This is a genomic window from Pseudomonas sp. RA_35y_Pfl2_P32 (assembly GCF_963970735.1).
In the GTDB taxonomy this organism is placed as follows: Bacteria; Pseudomonadota; Gammaproteobacteria; order Pseudomonadales; family Pseudomonadaceae; genus Aquipseudomonas.
In genome coordinates this window covers 1-14,751 of sequence record NZ_CAXAQF010000011.1, presented here as the reverse complement: position 1 = coordinate 14,751, position 14,751 = coordinate 1, and the positions used below count along the sequence as shown (strand labels likewise).

10 protein-coding genes, 1 pseudogene and 1 riboswitch are annotated in these 14,751 nt (G+C 65.6%); of the genes and pseudogenes, 6 read left to right on the top strand and 5 right to left on the bottom strand.

Going from position 1 to position 14,751, the window contains the following annotated elements:
- The first annotated feature begins 1 nt into the window (after position 1).
- The 4 genes from AACY45_RS12620 to AACY45_RS12605 all read left to right on the top strand — a co-directional run bounded on the left by AACY45_RS12620 (position 2) and on the right by AACY45_RS12605 (position 5,785).
- Positions 2-775, top strand: coding sequence for a 3-hydroxybutyrate dehydrogenase (locus tag AACY45_RS12620; protein WP_339545783.1), 774 nt, complete (start codon positions 2-4; stop codon positions 773-775).
- Between the two features lie 95 nt (positions 776-870).
- Entirely contained in the window at positions 871-2,826 is a 1,956-nt protein-coding gene (locus AACY45_RS12615) for an acetoacetate--CoA ligase (protein WP_339545782.1), read from the top strand.
- Between the two features lie 98 nt (positions 2,827-2,924).
- Positions 2,925-5,468 carry a PAS domain-containing hybrid sensor histidine kinase/response regulator gene (locus AACY45_RS12610; protein ID WP_339545781.1) on the top strand — a complete coding sequence of 848 codons (2,544 nt, stop codon included), beginning with the start codon at positions 2,925-2,927 and terminating at the stop codon, positions 5,466-5,468.
- Positions 5,469-5,509: 41 nt separating this feature from the next.
- Positions 5,510-5,785: a peptidylprolyl isomerase gene (locus AACY45_RS12605; protein WP_019690952.1), complete on the top strand. Its 276-nt coding sequence runs from the start codon at positions 5,510-5,512 to the stop codon at positions 5,783-5,785.
- A gap of 22 nt (positions 5,786-5,807) precedes the next feature.
- Here AACY45_RS12605 and AACY45_RS12600 read toward each other — a convergent pair.
- Positions 5,808-5,951 (bottom strand): annotated as a pseudogene (locus AACY45_RS12600) (amino acid deaminase); the annotation flags it as partial.
- A gap of 73 nt (positions 5,952-6,024) precedes the next feature.
- Between AACY45_RS12600 and AACY45_RS12595 the strand changes: the two are divergent.
- The gene (locus tag AACY45_RS12595; RefSeq protein WP_339545780.1) at positions 6,025-7,101 is read left to right on the top strand and encodes a GGDEF domain-containing protein; all 1,077 of its coding nucleotides are present in this window, start codon (positions 6,025-6,027) and stop codon (positions 7,099-7,101) included.
- Between the two features lie 98 nt (positions 7,102-7,199).
- Positions 7,200-7,460, top strand: coding sequence for a DUF2790 domain-containing protein (locus tag AACY45_RS12590; protein WP_339545779.1), 261 nt, complete (start codon positions 7,200-7,202; stop codon positions 7,458-7,460).
- Between the two features lie 87 nt (positions 7,461-7,547).
- On the opposite strand, the gene AACY45_RS12585 is transcribed toward AACY45_RS12590, so the two are convergent.
- The 4 genes from AACY45_RS12585 to cobW form a co-directional block, all read right to left on the bottom strand.
- Positions 7,548-8,159, bottom strand: a complete 612-nt coding sequence (locus tag AACY45_RS12585; RefSeq protein ID WP_339545778.1) for a vWA domain-containing protein — start codon at positions 8,157-8,159, stop codon at positions 7,548-7,550.
- A 53-nt stretch (positions 8,160-8,212) separates the two neighbouring features.
- Positions 8,213-9,220 carry an ATP-binding protein gene (locus AACY45_RS12580; RefSeq protein ID WP_339545777.1) on the bottom strand — a complete coding sequence of 336 codons (1,008 nt, stop codon included), beginning with the start codon at positions 9,218-9,220 and terminating at the stop codon, positions 8,213-8,215.
- Positions 9,221-9,337: 117 nt separating this feature from the next.
- Positions 9,338-13,150, bottom strand: a complete 3,813-nt coding sequence (cobN, locus tag AACY45_RS12575) for a cobaltochelatase subunit CobN (protein WP_339545776.1) — start codon at positions 13,148-13,150, stop codon at positions 9,338-9,340.
- A 3-nt stretch (positions 13,151-13,153) separates the two neighbouring features.
- A complete protein-coding gene (cobW, locus tag AACY45_RS12570) occupies positions 13,154-14,221 on the bottom strand; it encodes a cobalamin biosynthesis protein CobW (RefSeq protein ID WP_095170367.1) in 1,068 nt (355 codons plus the stop codon).
- A gap of 99 nt (positions 14,222-14,320) precedes the next feature.
- Positions 14,321-14,531, bottom strand: a riboswitch (cobalamin riboswitch).
- Between the last annotated feature and the right edge of the window lie 220 nt (positions 14,532-14,751).

Genomic DNA, 14,751 nt, shown 5'->3' with positions numbered 1-14,751 from the left:
CATGACATCTCTTTCGGGCAAGACCGCACTGGTCACCGGCTCCACCAGCGGCATCGGCCTGGGCATCGCCCTGAGCCTGGCCAAAGCCGGCGCCCACCTGATCCTCAATGGTTTTGGCGACGCCTCCCAGGTGATCGCCGACGTCGCCCAGTTCGGCGGCAAGGTCGGTCATCACCCGGCCGACGTCAGCGACCCGGCGCAAATCGCCGAAATGATTGCCTACGCCGAGCGCGAGTTCGGTGGTATCGACATCCTGGTCAACAACGCCGGGATCCAGCACGTGTCGGCCGTGGAAGACTTTCCGGTGGAGCGCTGGGACTCGATCATCGCGATCAACCTGTCGTCGGTGTTCCACAGCACCCGCCTGAGCCTGCCGGGCATGCGCGCCAAAGGCTGGGGGCGGATCATCAACATCGCCTCGGTGCATGGCCAGGTCGGGTCGGTGGGCAAGGCCGCGTATGTCGCCGCCAAGCACGGGGTGATCGGCCTGACCAAAGTGGTCGGCCTGGAAACCGCCACCAGCAACGTCACCTGCAACGCCATCTGCCCCGGCTGGGTGCTGACGCCGCTGGTGCAGAAGCAGATCGATGACCGCGCCGCCGCCGGCGTCGAGCCGCAGCAGGCCCAGCACGACCTGCTGGCCGAGAAGCAACCCTCGCTGGAATTCGTCACCCCACCGCAACTGGGCGAACTGGTGCTGTTCCTGTGCAGCGATGCCGGCAGCCAGGTGCGTGGCGCGGCGTGGAACATCGATGGCGGGTGGTTGGCGCAGTAATTCGCTACCGTGTGGTTGTGGGAGCGAGCAAGCTCGCTCCCACAATCCGCCACCCACCGAGCACCACCTGCCCCCCTAAAAACAAGAGGCAAGTCATGTCCGAAATCCTCTGGCAACCCAGCCCCGAACGCATCGCCCAGACCCGCATGGAGGCCTTCCGGCACCTGTGCAACCAGCGCCACGCCCTGACCATCGCCGACTACCCGGCCCTGCACCAGTGGAGCATCGACCAGCGCGAAGACTTCTGGCAGGCCATCGTCGACTCCTTCGGCATCACCTTCCACCAGCCCCCCGAAGCGGTGTTGCGTGAAGGCCCGCAGATGCCCAGCGCCCAGTGGTTTCCCGGGGCCACCCTGAATTTCGCCGAGCACCTGCTGCGCCGCCGCGATGACGCGGTGGCGGTGATCGCCATCGGCGAAGATGGCCAGCGCGAACAACTGAGTTTTGCCGAACTGGCCAGCCATGTGGCCGGCCTGCAAAAGAGCCTGCAAGCCGCCGGCGTCGGCCTCGGCGACCGGGTCGCGGCGTGCATGCCCAACACCTGGCAAACCCTGGTCGGCATGCTTGCCACCACCAGCCTGGGGGCGGTCTGGTCCTGTTCCTCACCGGACTTCGGCACCCAGGGGGTGATCGACCGGTTCGGCCAGATCGAACCCAAAGTGCTGATGACCTGCGCCGGCTATCGGTATGCCGGCAAGACCATCGACCAGACCCTCAAGCTCAACGAAATACTCCAGCGCATGCCGTCTCTGGAGCAGTTGATCATCGTGCCGTACGCCCGCCCCCAGGCGCGCACCCAGGACTATGTCAGCCAGGCCCACGTCAGCCTGTGGCAGGACTTTTATCAGGCCGGCGGCGAGCCTGAATTTGTCGCCGTGCCCTTTGCCCATCCGCTGTACATCCTCTATTCCAGCGGCACCACCGGGGTGCCCAAATGCATCATCCACAGCACCGGTGGCGTGCTCCTGCAACACGTCAAGGAGCACGGCCTGCATGTCGACCTCGGGGCCGCCGACCGATTGTTCTACTACACCACCTGCGGCTGGATGATGTGGAACTGGCTGGTCTCGGCACTGGCGGTGGGCAGCAGCATCGTGTTGTACGACGGCTCGCCCTTCCACCCGGGGCCACAACGCTTGCTCGACCTGATCGAGCACGAGCGCATCACGGTCTTCGGCACCAGCCCCAAATACCTGGCCACTCTGCAAAGCCACGGCTTGCAGCCGCGCCTGAGCCATGACCTGGGCAGCCTCAAGACCCTGCTCTCGACTGGCTCGGCGCTGTCACCCCACAGCTACGACTACGTCTATCGGCAGATCAAGCCCGACCTGTGCCTGGCCTCGATGTCTGGCGGCACCGACATCATCTCCTGCTTTGTCGCCGGCAACCCGCTGCTGCCGGTGCGCCGCAGCGAAATGCAGGGCAAGGGCCTGGGCATGGCCATCGAAGTGTGGAACGACGCCGGCCAGCGGGTGATTGGCGAAAAAGGCGAGCTGGTCTGCACCCGCCACTTCCCGGCCATGCCCATTGGCCTGTGGAATGACCCGCAGCAGGAAAAACTCCACGACGCCTACTTCAGTCAGTTCCCGGGCGTCTGGGCCCAGGGCGACTACGCCGAAGAACTGGCCCATGGCGGTTGGATGATCCATGGCCGCTCCGACGCCGTGCTCAACCCGGGCGGCGTGCGCATCGGCACCGCGGAAATCTACCGCCAGGTGGAAAAGGTTGCACAGGTGCAGGATTGCGTCGCCATCGGCCAACAGTGGCAGGACGACGTGCGCGTGGTGCTGTTCGTACGCCTGGCCGACGGCGCGATCCTGGACGAGGCCCTGGAACAGCAGATTCGCCAGGTGATCCGCGCCAACACCACGCCGCGCCATGTGCCGGCGAAAATCCTCGCGGTCAGCGACATCCCGCGCACCCTCAGCGGCAAGGTGGTCGAGTTGGCCGTGCGCAATGTGGTGCATGGCCGGCCGGTGAAAAACACCGACGCCCTGGCCAATCCCGAGGCCCTGGAACAGTTTCGCCAGCGCCCGGAATTGCAGGAGTAGCACGGACTGCACAAGGAAATCGGGCAGCGGCGAGACTTTTCCGGCCGCCAGGCGTCTACATCCTCGACATGCCCGATGACAGGACGCAGGAACCCGCGATGAATCACTCCCCCAACGGCGACGCCCAGGCCCTGATTGCCCGCCTCGACTGGACACAAAGCCCGCTGGGGGCTGCCAGTCAGTGGCCGCAGAGCCTGCGCACCGCGGTGGACATCGTGATTCACTCGCCGATGCCAATGCTCCTGCTCTGGGGCCCGCAACTGGCACAGATCTACAACGACGGCTTCGCCCTGCTGGCCGGCAACAAACACCCCCAGGCGTTCGGCCAGCCGACGCACCTGACCTGGCCGGAGCTCGAGGATTTCACCACGCCGATCTACCGCGCGGTGCTGCAGGGCCAGGTGCGCTCCTATAGCGAGCAACGGTTCAGCCTGCAACGTGAAGGCCATGAACAGGAGTTCTGGCTGGACCTGACCTACAGCCCGATACGCGACGAACACGGGCAGGTGGCCGGAATCCTGGTCACCGCCATCGAAACCAACGAGCGCCGGCGCATCGCCCTGGAGCTCAAGCAACGTTCGGAGGCCAGCCTCAAGGCCCAGCAAGACAGCGAGCAGCGCCTGCAACTGGCCCTGGCCGCCACCGAGGCGGTCGGCACCTGGGACTGGGATATCGGCAGCGACCGGTTCCTCGCCGACGCTCATTTCGCCCAGTTGCACGGCGTCGACCCAAGCCGCGCCAGCCAGTTGCCCATCAGCGAGTACCTGCACGGCGTGCACCCGCAAGACCGGGCCATGGTCGCGCGCAGCATCAAGCACTGCATCAGCCACGCCGGCGAATACGCCGAGGAATACCGCCTGCTGCAAGCCAATGGCGAAGTGCGCTGGGTGTTTGCCCGGGGCCGCTGCTACAAAGACCACCACGGCCGGCCCATTCGTTTTCTCGGCGCCGCCCTCGACCTGACCGAACGCAAGCACACCGAACAGGCGCTGCGACAAAGCCAGACCGAACTGCAACTGATCATCAACGCAATGCCGGTGCTGATCGGTTATGTCGACCACGAACAACGCTTTCGCCTGAACAACAGTGCCTACCTGGACTGGTACGGCATGACCCCGCAGGAGCTGTACGGCAAGTCCATCCTGGAGATCCTCGGCCCGGACATGTATGCCACGCGGGCGGAGCATATCCAGGCAGCGCTGGCCGGCAAGGCCTGCAGCTTCGAAGCCTACTCCCCGCACCGCGACGGCCGCCCGCGGTACGCGTTGATGAAGTACCTGCCGCGCTTCGGTCCGGACGGTGCGGTGAATGGTTTCTATATTTTCGTGATCGACGAAACCGAGCGTAAACAGACCGAGGAGGCCCTGCGCAACCTCAATGAAACCCTGGAGGAGCGGGTGACCACGCGCACCCAGGCCCTGGCGGAGGTCAACCAGCGCCTGCAGAGCGAAATGTTCGAGCGTGAACGGGCCGAGGATGCTTTGCGCCATGCGCAGAAGATGGAAGCGGTGGGGCAGCTCACCGGCGGCATCGCCCATGACTTCAACAACATGCTGACCGGCATCATCGGCAGCCTGGACCTGATCCAGCGCTACATCGACGATGGCCGAACCGAGGACATCGGGCGCTTTGCCGAGGCGGCCGTAGCCTCGGCCAATCGCGCCGCCGCCCTGACCCATCGGCTGCTGGCTTTCTCTCGCCGCCAATCGCTGGATCGCCAACCGCTGGACCCCAACAGCCTGGTGCGCTCGCTCGAAGAGTTGATCCGCCGCACCAAGGGTGAACAGATCGAATTGACGTTCGACCTGGCCCCCGGCGTGTGGCCGGTCAACACCGATGCCGGGCAGTTGGAAAATGCCCTGCTCAACCTGGTGATCAATGCCCGCGACGCCATGCCCGACGGCGGCGAGTTGCTGATCGAAACCGCCAACAGCTACCTCGACGGCAGCGACATCAGCACCCTGGAGCCGGTCAAGGCCGGCGACTACGTGATGCTCGGCGTGCGCGACAATGGCTCGGGCATGAGCCCACGTGTGCTGGCCAAGGCCTTCGACCCCTTCTTCACCACCAAGCCCATTGGCCAGGGCACTGGCCTGGGTTTGTCGATGATCTACGGTTTTGCCCAGCAATCCGGCGGCCACGCCACGCTCAGCAGCGAGCCCGGCCAGGGCACCTGCGTGCGTTTGTACCTGCCGCGCCTGCACAGCCCGGCGCTGGCGACGGCACCCACGCCGACCCTGGGCAGCGCCTTCGCGGTCGCCGGTGAGTCGGTGGTGCTGGTGGAAGACGACCCGGCGGTGCGCCTGCTGGTGCTCAACGTGCTCACGGAACTGGGCTACAGCACCCACGCCGCCGAAAACGCCAACACCGCGCTGCCCTTGCTGGAATCGGAGCTGCGCATCGATCTGCTGGTGACCGACGTCGGCCTGCCCGGGATGAATGGCCGGCAACTGGCGGAAATCGCCCGCCAGCATCGCCCCGGGCTGAAAGTGCTGTTCATGACCGGCTACGCGCAACAGGCCGCCGAACGCCAAGGCTTCCTCGACGAGGGCATGGACCTGCTGGCCAAGCCGTTTACCCTTGAGCAACTGGCGGGCAAAATTCGCCAGATGATCCGCCCCGCAGGCGGATATCAGGCATAATCGCGCCCCGCCGCCACCACCGTTGCAGGGTAACTGTCCGAATGAAAGCTCAAGCCCGCCATATTCTGGTGAAAACCGCCGAAGAGGCCGAACAGCTCAAGCAACGTATCGCCAAGGGCGAGGCGTTCGATGTGCTGGCCAAGAAATACTCCACCTGCCCGTCCGGCAAGCGCGGCGGCGACCTGGGCGAAGTACGGCCTGGGCAAATGGTCGGCGCCATCGATGCGGTGATTTTCAAGAAGCCGTTGCGCGTGGTCCACGGGCCGATCAAGAGCAAGTTCGGCTACCACCTGGTGCAGGTGTTCTACCGCGATTGAGCCCCGTCTGCAGGCCCTGGGATTCAGCGCCCGGCGCCACCGTCATGAAGGCATGCGGGTCCATCACCGCCGTGACCTTGCACGCCGCTACCCCAGCGGCCGGGTAGCGCCGCAACGGCACCGGCAATCCGGCCAGCAACCGCCTCGCCCCAGTGGACAACACCGCGTTGGCCTGCTTTTATTCAAGCGTCAGCCGACATCCATGTGCGTCCGGGTATTCCAGGGAAACAAGGCGAGCGATGTTCAAGACCATTGAAGATGAAGTGCTGAAAAAGGCTGCCCCGGTGGCCTTGCAACGGGAATTTGAGCAGTATCACTTCGAGCGCCAACAACGTTTCTGCCTGTTGATCTACATCGCCAGCATCGTGATCTGGCTGGTCTTCGACCTGATCGTCAGCTTCATGGGCGGGCAGCGTTTTACCTACCTCTCACCCCTGTTCCTGGGGGCCCTTTCAGTCCTTGCGATCATCCTGGGGTTCACCCGCAAGGCCCGGCACTTTCACCGACTCAATGTGCTGTTCGTGCTGATCATGACCCTGGGCATCCGCATGGTCATCTACGGTTTGCCCGTCACCTTGCAGCCGGCCTGGCTGGTGCTGGCCGCCTCCAGCATCCTCTACGGCGCCTCGGTGCTGCCGTTGAGCCGCGGCTCGTTCTACGGCGCGCTGCTGATCACCTGGCTGATACTCAACCCCTTCTATGACACTGATATAGAACTGTTCGACCTCAAGGGCACGATGACCGCCTGCTACTCGGTGTTCCTCAGCGCCCTGACCCTCTACACCTTTCTGAAACTGCGCCAGGCCCGGCTCTATGCCTACATCATGTCCAAGTTACTGCTGGACCAGGCCTACCTCGACACGCTGACTGAAATCCCCAATCGCCGCGCGTTCATGACCACCGCGACCAAGCAGCTGCAGACGCGCCCGCGCGAGCACGACCATTACCTGGCGATGATCGATATCGACAATTTCAAGAAGGTCAACGATACCTATGGGCACGACATTGGCGACCTGGTGCTCAAGCGCATCGCGGCCGACATCAAGGCGGTCATGGCCGATTTCCAGTACGCGCGCCTGGGGGGCGAGGAGTTTGCGGTCTACCTGTCCGGGGTCCGCCGGGGCGACGTCGAGCACCTCGCCGCACGCCTGTGCCGGGTGGTGCGCGAGAATCCGGGCGAGCACCCGGTGACCATCAGCATCGGCCTGGCCCGGGTGGCCGACGGCGACTCCTTGAGCCAGGCGTTGAGAAAGGCGGACGAAGCGCTGTACCAGGCCAAACACAGCGGCAAGGACCGCTACACCTTTGCTGCCTGACGTCACGATCAAGGGGCCGGCAAGCAGGGAATAAACCACCACGGGGTTCGTCGTACAGGGGCTGCAATCCTTCAGCCTCCGACAACAGGACCCCCATCATGAAAACCGCCTTGTTTGCCCTGGCCCTCATCACCTTGAGTCCAGGGACCTGGGCTGCCACCGACAGTAGCCAAAGCCCAGCGCCCATCGTCGAAGACTACAGCTATGGCATGCACCTGGACATCGCCAGGGTCATCTCGACCTCCGACTACAACTACTGCGGCATCGGCCAACGGGAATTGACCTACGCCGACAGCCAGGGCGTGGTGCATACCCTGCGCTACCCGGCGTTTGGCGACGGGTGTATCGATCAGGGATAAAGCCGGTTATTGCGTACTCGCGCAGAAGCAGGCCGGCCGGCAGGTTGTCTCGGTCGCCGTGACCGCAGCAACGGAACTGCTGCCCCGTCAAACCGGACCGAGATCATCGATATGCCGATACCCAGCCCTCAAGTCCCGCGCCAGGTCCCGGGCCCGGCCCAGGCGGATCGGGCCGCGCTCGATGTCCACCAGCAGGGTCGGGCAGCCGAGCGCAGGCAGGTGCGGCCAGGCCTTGAGGCGGCCGTCGGTCACCAGCAATACACGCTGCTGTTCGGCCGGCAATCGTTTTTGCCGCCGGCCCAGCCACTGCCCCGCCTCGCCCAGGGCCGCCAGCAACGGGGTACCGCCCCCGGCCCCCAACGCCTCAAGCCAGTCCCGCAGACTGGCGGAGGCTTTCAAGCCCTGGACCTGCCAGCGCGGCGCCAGGCCGCTGACGGTGAGCAAGGCCAGGCGCGCGCGTTGCCGGTAGGCGTCGTCGAACATCTGCGCCATCAGGCCCTTGGCGTCGCCTAGCGCCTGATGGCGGCGGGTCGAGGCCGAGGCATCGACGATCACCAGCCACAGCTCGTGGGGCGCCCGGCTGCGCACATGGAACAGCAGCGCGTCGCGGCTGCGCGGCCGGCCCTTGAGCAGCGTCCCCGGCCAATCCACCGAGCCGCTGCCAGCGGTGCGACGTGGCCCCTGCCGGCCATTTTTCAAGCGCCCCGCCCGGGGCCTGGCATCCGCCCCCGCCTCACAGCGCGGGCGAATGCCTAGGGCTTTTTTGGCCAGCTCGGCACTTCACGGCGAACACCGGTGGGCAGCGCCTGGGCCGGCATTTCACCCCACTGGCCCTGGCCCGCGTCGGCATTCGTTGATTGAGGGGCAGACGCCGGGGGCGCCGGTTGTGGGTCCGAGGCAGGCGGCGTTGCCTGGCGACGGCGATGGCGCAGGGCAAATTCGGCGACCGCTTCGATATCGCTGTCCTCGATCGCCGTTGCCCCTCGCCACGCCGCATGGGCACGGGCGGCGCGCAGCCACACCAGGTCGGCGCGCAGGCCATCGACCCCGGCGGCGAAACAGCGTTCGGTAATCTGTGCCAGCGCCTGATCGTCGAGGGCTATCTCACTCAGCAGCCGGCGCCCTTGCTGGCAACGCTCACGCAGGGCCACCTGGGCGGTTTCCCACTGCGCACAGAACGCCTGCGGGTCGCTGTCGAAATCCAGGCGGCGGCGAATGATCTGCCCGCGCTCCAGCGGCGCGGTGTGGCCACTGAGGGCGACATTCAGGCCGAAGCGGTCCAGCAGTTGCGGGCGCAACTCGCCCTCTTCCGGGTTCATGGTGCCGATCAGCACAAAACGCGCCGGATGACGGTGGGAAATGCCGTCGCGCTCGATCAGGTTGGTGCCGCTGGCCGCCACGTCGAGCAGCAGGTCCACCAGGTGATCGGGCAGCAGATTGACTTCATCGACATACAGCACCCCGCCATCGGCCTTGGCCAACACACCCGGGGAGAACTGCGCGCGGCCCTCGCTCAATGCGGCGTCCAGGTCCAGGGTGCCGACCAGGCGTTCTTCGGTCGCGCCCAGGGGCAAGGTGACGAACTGACCGCTGGCCAGCAGGTCGGCCAGGCCACGGGCCAGGGTCGACTTGGCCATGCCGCGCGGCCCTTCGATCAGCACCCCGCCGATTTTCGGGTCGATGGCGGTCAGGCACAGCGCCAGCTTGAGGGCGTCGGCGCCGACCACGGCGGACAGCGGGAAATGGGGGATGTCGGTCATCTCAGGTCTCGGCTACAACGGTTGTCTGTCACATCGCTTTCGCTGGCAAGCCAGCTCCCTCAGGTCCGCGTAGATCCTGTGGGGCTGGCTTGCCAGCGAAAGCAGTGGCACAAGGGTTCAACAATCTTCTTCGATATCCAGCAGCAAATGCTCCAGCGCCTCACGGTACTCGCCAGGCGCTTGCCACAGCCCGCGCTGCTGCGCTTCGAGCAGGCGCTCGGTCATGTCGCGCAACGCATGGGGATTATGCTGGCGCACGAACTCGCGGGTCGAGGGGTCGAGCAGGTAGGCGTCGGCCAGCAAGGCGTACTGGTGATCGTCGATCAACTGCGTGGTGGCGTCGAAGGCAAACAGATTGTCCACGGTCGCCGCCAGTTCGAAGGCACCTTTGTAGCCATGGCGCTTGACCCCTTCGATCCACTTCGGGTTGGCGGCACGGGAGCGGATCACCCGGTTCAGCTCTTCCTTGAGGGTGCGGATTCTTGGCAAGTCCGGCTGGCTGTGATCGCCATGGTAGCTGGCCGCCGCGGCGCCGCTGAGGCTTTCCACGGCGGCCAGCATGCCGCCCTGGAACTGGTAATAGTCGTTGGAATCGAGCAGGTCGTGCTCGCGGTTGTCCTGGTTCTGCAGCACCGCCTGGACCTGGCTCAAGCGCTGGGCGAACTGGCTGCGGGCAGCGGTGCCCTCGTCGGCGCCGCCGTAGGCGTAGCCCCCCCAATTCAGGTAGACCTCGGCCAGGTCGTCGCGGCTTTGCCACAGCCGGCCATCGATGGCGCCCTGCACGCCCGCCCCATAGGCGCCCGGCTTGGCGCCGAAGATCCGCCAGCCGGCCTGGCGCGCCGCCGCCTCGCTATCGAGCCCCGTTTGCTGCAACGCTTGGCGTTCCTCACGGACCTTGGCCGCCAGCGGGTTCATGTCATCGGGCTCATCCAGCGCGGCGACCGCTTGCACCGCGGCATCGAACAGGCGGATCAGGTTGGCGAAGGCATCGCGGAAGAACCCGGACACGCGCAAGGTCACGTCCACGCGTGGGCGGTCCAGCAGGCTCAGTGGCAGGATCTCAAAATCGTCGACCCGCTGGCTGCCCGTGGCCCAGACCGGACGCACGCCCATCAATGCCATGGCCTGGGCGATGTCGTCGCCGCCGGTGCGCATGGTGGCCGTGCCCCACACCGACAGGCCGAGCTGGCGCAAGTGATCGCCGTGGTCCTGCAAGTGGCGCTCGAGGATCAGGTTGGCCGACTGGAACCCGATGCGCCAGGCGGTGGTGGTCGGCAGGTTGCGCACATCCACCGAGAAAAAGTTACGGCCGGTGGGCAGCACGTCGAGACGCCCGCGACTCGGCGCGCCACTGGGGCCGGCCGGGACAAAGCGCCCGGCCAGGGCATCGAGCAAGCCACGCATTTCCGCCGGGCCGCAGGCATCCAGGCGCGGTGCGACGACTTCGCGCAGATGGCCGATGATGGTGCTGACTTCCGTCCAGCGTGCGTCCTGGGGGAGCAGGCCATCGGGATCAACCGTTTCGCGAGCAGGCTCGCTGCCACAGGAGGCTGGCAATGCTTGCTCGATCAGGTGCGCGGCAAACAGCTCAAGGCGCTCACGGGTGTCACCGGCGGTACGCCAGGTGTCCTCGCCGAGGTGCAGCAACTCGTCCGGCATGGGGCCGTTCCACGGCGCCGACAACTCACAGTCCAGCGGATCGAAACCCAGGCCGAACGCCTTGGCCAAGGCCCGCAACAGGCTCGACTGCGCGCCACGCCCATCGCCCCGGGGGATGCGCAACAGGGCCAGCAGGGTGTCGATGCGCAGGCGCCCGCTGGGCGATTCGCCGAACACATGCAGGCCATCGCGAATCTGCGACTCCTTGAGGTCGCACAGGTAGGTGTCCAGGCGCGGCAGCCAGATCGCCGCATCGGCCTGACTGTCGAGTTGGCCGTCCAGTTGCAATTCCCGATCGATGTGGGTTTCGCGCACCAGTTCGAGAATCTCCCGTTGCAGCTCCCGGGCTCGCCGCGGGTCGAGCAACTGGGCTTCGTAGTACTCGTCCGCCAGCAACTCGAGGTTGCGCAACGGCCCATAGGTTTCGGCACGGGTCAGCGGTGGCATCAGGTGGTCGATGATCACCGCCTGGGTCCGGCGCTTGGCCTGGGCGCCCTCTCCCGGGTCATTGACGATAAACGGATAGATGTTCGGCAGCGGCCCCAGCAGCGCATCCGGCCAGCAACGTTCAGACAGGCCGACGCCCTTGCCCGGCAGCCATTCGAGGTTGCCGTGCTTGCCCACGTGAATCAGCGCGTGGGCGCCGTAGACTTGGCGCAGCCAGAAATAGAACGCCAGGTAACCGTGGGGCGGCACCAGGTCCGGGTCGTGATAGACCGCGCTCGGGTCGACCTGATACCCCCGTGCCGGCTGGATGCCGACGAAGGTCAGGCCAAAGCGCAGCCCGGCGATCATCATGCGCCCGCCGCGGCACATCGGGTCGTTCTGCGGCGCGCCCCAACGCTGCAGCACTGCCGCACGATTGGCGGCGGGCAAGGTGTCGAACAGGGCCTGGTAATCGTCCAGCGCCAGGCTTTGCTGGCAAGGGCGCTGGTCAATGCTGTCCAGGTCGTTGCTGACCCCGCCGAGCAGTTGCCGGATCAGCTCGGTGCCGCTGTCCGGCAGTTCGCCAGGCAGCGGATAACCTTCGGCCTGCAACGCCCGCAGGATGTTCAAGGCCGCGGCCGGAGTGTCCAGGCCGACGCCATTGCCGATGCGGCCGTCGCGGGTCGGGTAGTTGGCGAGGATCAACGCCACGCGTTTTTGTCCGTTCTCCACCCGCGCCAGCTCGCTCCAGCGGCGCGCCAGTTCGGCGACGAAATCCATGCGTTCCGGTTGCGCCCGGTAGCAGACCACGTCGCACTGGCTGCGCTCGCTGCGCCAGGCCAGGTCCTTGAAGCTGATGGGACGGCTGATGATTCGTCCGTCCAGTTCCGGCAAGGCAATGTGCATTGCCAGGTCCCGCGGGCCCAGGCCCTGCTCGCTGGCGCGCCAGAGCGGCTCATTGTCCTGGGCGCAGATCGCCTGGATCACCGGGATGTTGCGGCGAAACGGCCGCAGGTGCGGCGCTTCCGGGCTGGATTGGGCGAAACCGGTGGTATTGAGAATCACCGAGGCCTGGACGTGATCCAGCCAGTCCTCGACCACCGCCAGGCAGCCGGGCTCTTTCAGGCTGGCCAGGGCAATCGGCAACGGGTTGAGCCCCGCCGCCTGCAAGCGCTGGCAGAACACATCGATGAAGGCGGTGTTGGCCGCCTGCAAATGGGATCGGTAGAACAGCACCGCCGCCACCGGCTGCCCGGCGTGCCAGTCGGCTTGCCAGGTGGCCAGGTCGGACTGGCTGTGCCGCGGGTGATAGATGGCGGTACGCGGCAGGGCTTGCGGCTCGGCCCACGGGTAGTCGCGACCAAGCCAGCCACTGGCCAGGCAGCGATACAGGTCCAGGGCATTGCTTTTGCCACCCTGGCGCAGGAAGTGCCACAGCCGCTCCCGGTCCTGCACCGGCACCGTACTCAAGTCGCTGAGTTCCGGATCGGGACGGTCATCGCCCGGCACCAGGATCAGTTGCACCCCGCGCCTGGACAGTTCCACCAGGCGCTCGACGCCGTAGCGCCAATAGCCGATGCCACCGTGCAGCGAAATCAGGATCACCTTGGCATGGCGCAGCACCTGGTCGACGTACAGGTCGACCGACGCGTGATTCTGCACCTGCATCGGGTTGGCCAGGCGCAGGCTCGGGTAGTCATCCGGCAACTGCTGGGCCACTTCGGCCAGCAGCGCCAGGCTGGAGTCGCCGCTGCACAGGATCACCAGGTCGGCGGGGGTTTGCCCTAAGTCGGCAATGTTGTCGTCGGCAACAAATCCGCCGGGCTGGGTCCTGAGCAGGTGCATGGGTCAGACGCTGAGCGCGGCGCGCAGTTGGGCTTCGAGCAAGGACGCATCCAGCGCCTGGCCGATCAGCACCAGGCGCGTGGTACGGGCTTCGTCTGCGCCCCACTGACGGTCGAAATGCTTGTCGAACCGCGTGCCCACGCCCTGGATCAGCAAGCGCATCGGCTTGTTCGGGATCGCGGCGAAACCCTTGACCCGCAGGATGCCGTGCTGCACCACCAGTTGGGTCAAGGCATCGAGCAACAGGCTTTCGTCGGCTTGTGGCAGTTCGATGGAGATCGAGTCGAAGGCGTCGTGATCATGGTCGTCATGGTCGTCGCCGTCGTGATGATGGTCGTGGTGGCTGTGACGGCTGTCGATGTGTTCTTCGGAACCGGCACCCAGGCCAATCAGCACGTCGAGGGGCAAACGCCCGCTGCTGGCTTCGATGATCTTGACCGCCGGCGGCAGTTCCTCGGCCACTTCCAGGCGGACCCGGGCCAGGTCTTCAGGGCTGATCAGGTCGGCCTTGTTGAGGATCACCAGGTCGGCGCTGGCCAGTTGGTCGGCGAACAGCTCGTGCAGCGGCGACTCGTGGTCCAGGTTCGGGTCGAGTTTGCGCTGGGCGTCGACCTGGTCCGGGAAGGCAGCGAAGGTGCCAGCGGCCACGGCCGGGCTGTCGACCACGGTGATTACGGCGTCGACCGTGCAGGCGCTGCGGATCTCCGGCCACTGGAAGGCCTGGACCAGCGGCTTGGGCAAGGCCAGGCCGCTGGTTTCGATGAGAATGTGGTCGAGGTCGCCGCGACGGGCCACCAGTTCGCGCATCACCGGGAAGAACTCTTCCTGCACGGTGCAGCACAGGCAGCCGTTGGCCAGTTCATACACCCGGCCAGTGGCTTCTTCTTCGGTGCAACCGATGGTGCACTGCTTGAGGATGTCGCCGTCGATGCCCAGCTCGCCGAACTCGTTGACGATCACCGCAATGCGACGCCCCTGGGCGTTGTCGAGCATGTGCCGCAGCAAGGTGGTTTTACCCGAGCCGAGGAAGCCGGTGACGATGGTGACGGGAAGTTTGGCCAGTGTTTTCATCGGATGCCCTTTGGCAAGGTGGCGGGCATACGGGACGAGAAGCCGCAACGCGCAGGCGTGCGGAAAGCGTTCGCCACCGGATCACCCCGCCCGGTTGTAGTGAGAATCTGGATCGAGGCAGGTCTCCTGGCTGACGGTGGGCCGGTCTTTCGACTGGCGGTTGCTGCGCCTTCCCGCCGCTTGAGATCAAGCGTGCAGTGGCCTGGCAGAAACAGCACCGTTCACAGTTGCGGGGGCAGCCGCGGCATTGACCGCGTTCCCTTCTTAGCTTCGGCGCACGCGCCAAAGAACCTCGAAGGCGCAAGGCTACGCATCGCATCGGGGCGGGTCAATGTTCCTGCCGTGTTCTGTGGCGCCTGGAATGCCGCCATCGCGGGCAAGCCCGCTCCCACAGGGGCATAGGAACACTAATGAAATGGTTACCCCCACCGCCCCTTGCGATAGCTCACTAAGCTTTCGCAAGGGGCCCATCGGAGACCATTCTCATGAACAACGTAGCTATCGCCGCCATCGACCTGGGTAAAAACTCC

Excerpts from the sequence above, each read along its gene's own strand:
- cobN (WP_339545776.1), bottom strand. The coding sequence starts at position 13,150 with ATGCACCTGCTCAGGACCCAGCCCGGCGGATTTGTTGCCGACGACAAC.
- AACY45_RS12595 (WP_339545780.1), top strand. The coding sequence starts at position 6,025 with ATGTTCAAGACCATTGAAGATGAAGTGCTGAAAAAGGCTGCCCCGGTG.
- AACY45_RS12615 (WP_339545782.1), top strand. The coding sequence starts at position 871 with ATGTCCGAAATCCTCTGGCAACCCAGCCCCGAACGCATCGCCCAGACC.
- AACY45_RS12605 (WP_019690952.1), top strand. The coding sequence starts at position 5,510 with ATGAAAGCTCAAGCCCGCCATATTCTGGTGAAAACCGCCGAAGAGGCC.
- AACY45_RS12610 (WP_339545781.1), top strand. The coding sequence starts at position 2,925 with ATGAATCACTCCCCCAACGGCGACGCCCAGGCCCTGATTGCCCGCCTC.
- cobW (WP_095170367.1), bottom strand. The coding sequence starts at position 14,221 with ATGAAAACACTGGCCAAACTTCCCGTCACCATCGTCACCGGCTTCCTC.
- AACY45_RS12580 (WP_339545777.1), bottom strand. The coding sequence starts at position 9,220 with ATGACCGACATCCCCCATTTCCCGCTGTCCGCCGTGGTCGGCGCCGAC.
- AACY45_RS12590 (WP_339545779.1), top strand. The coding sequence starts at position 7,200 with ATGAAAACCGCCTTGTTTGCCCTGGCCCTCATCACCTTGAGTCCAGGG.
- AACY45_RS12620 (WP_339545783.1), top strand. The coding sequence starts at position 2 with ATGACATCTCTTTCGGGCAAGACCGCACTGGTCACCGGCTCCACCAGC.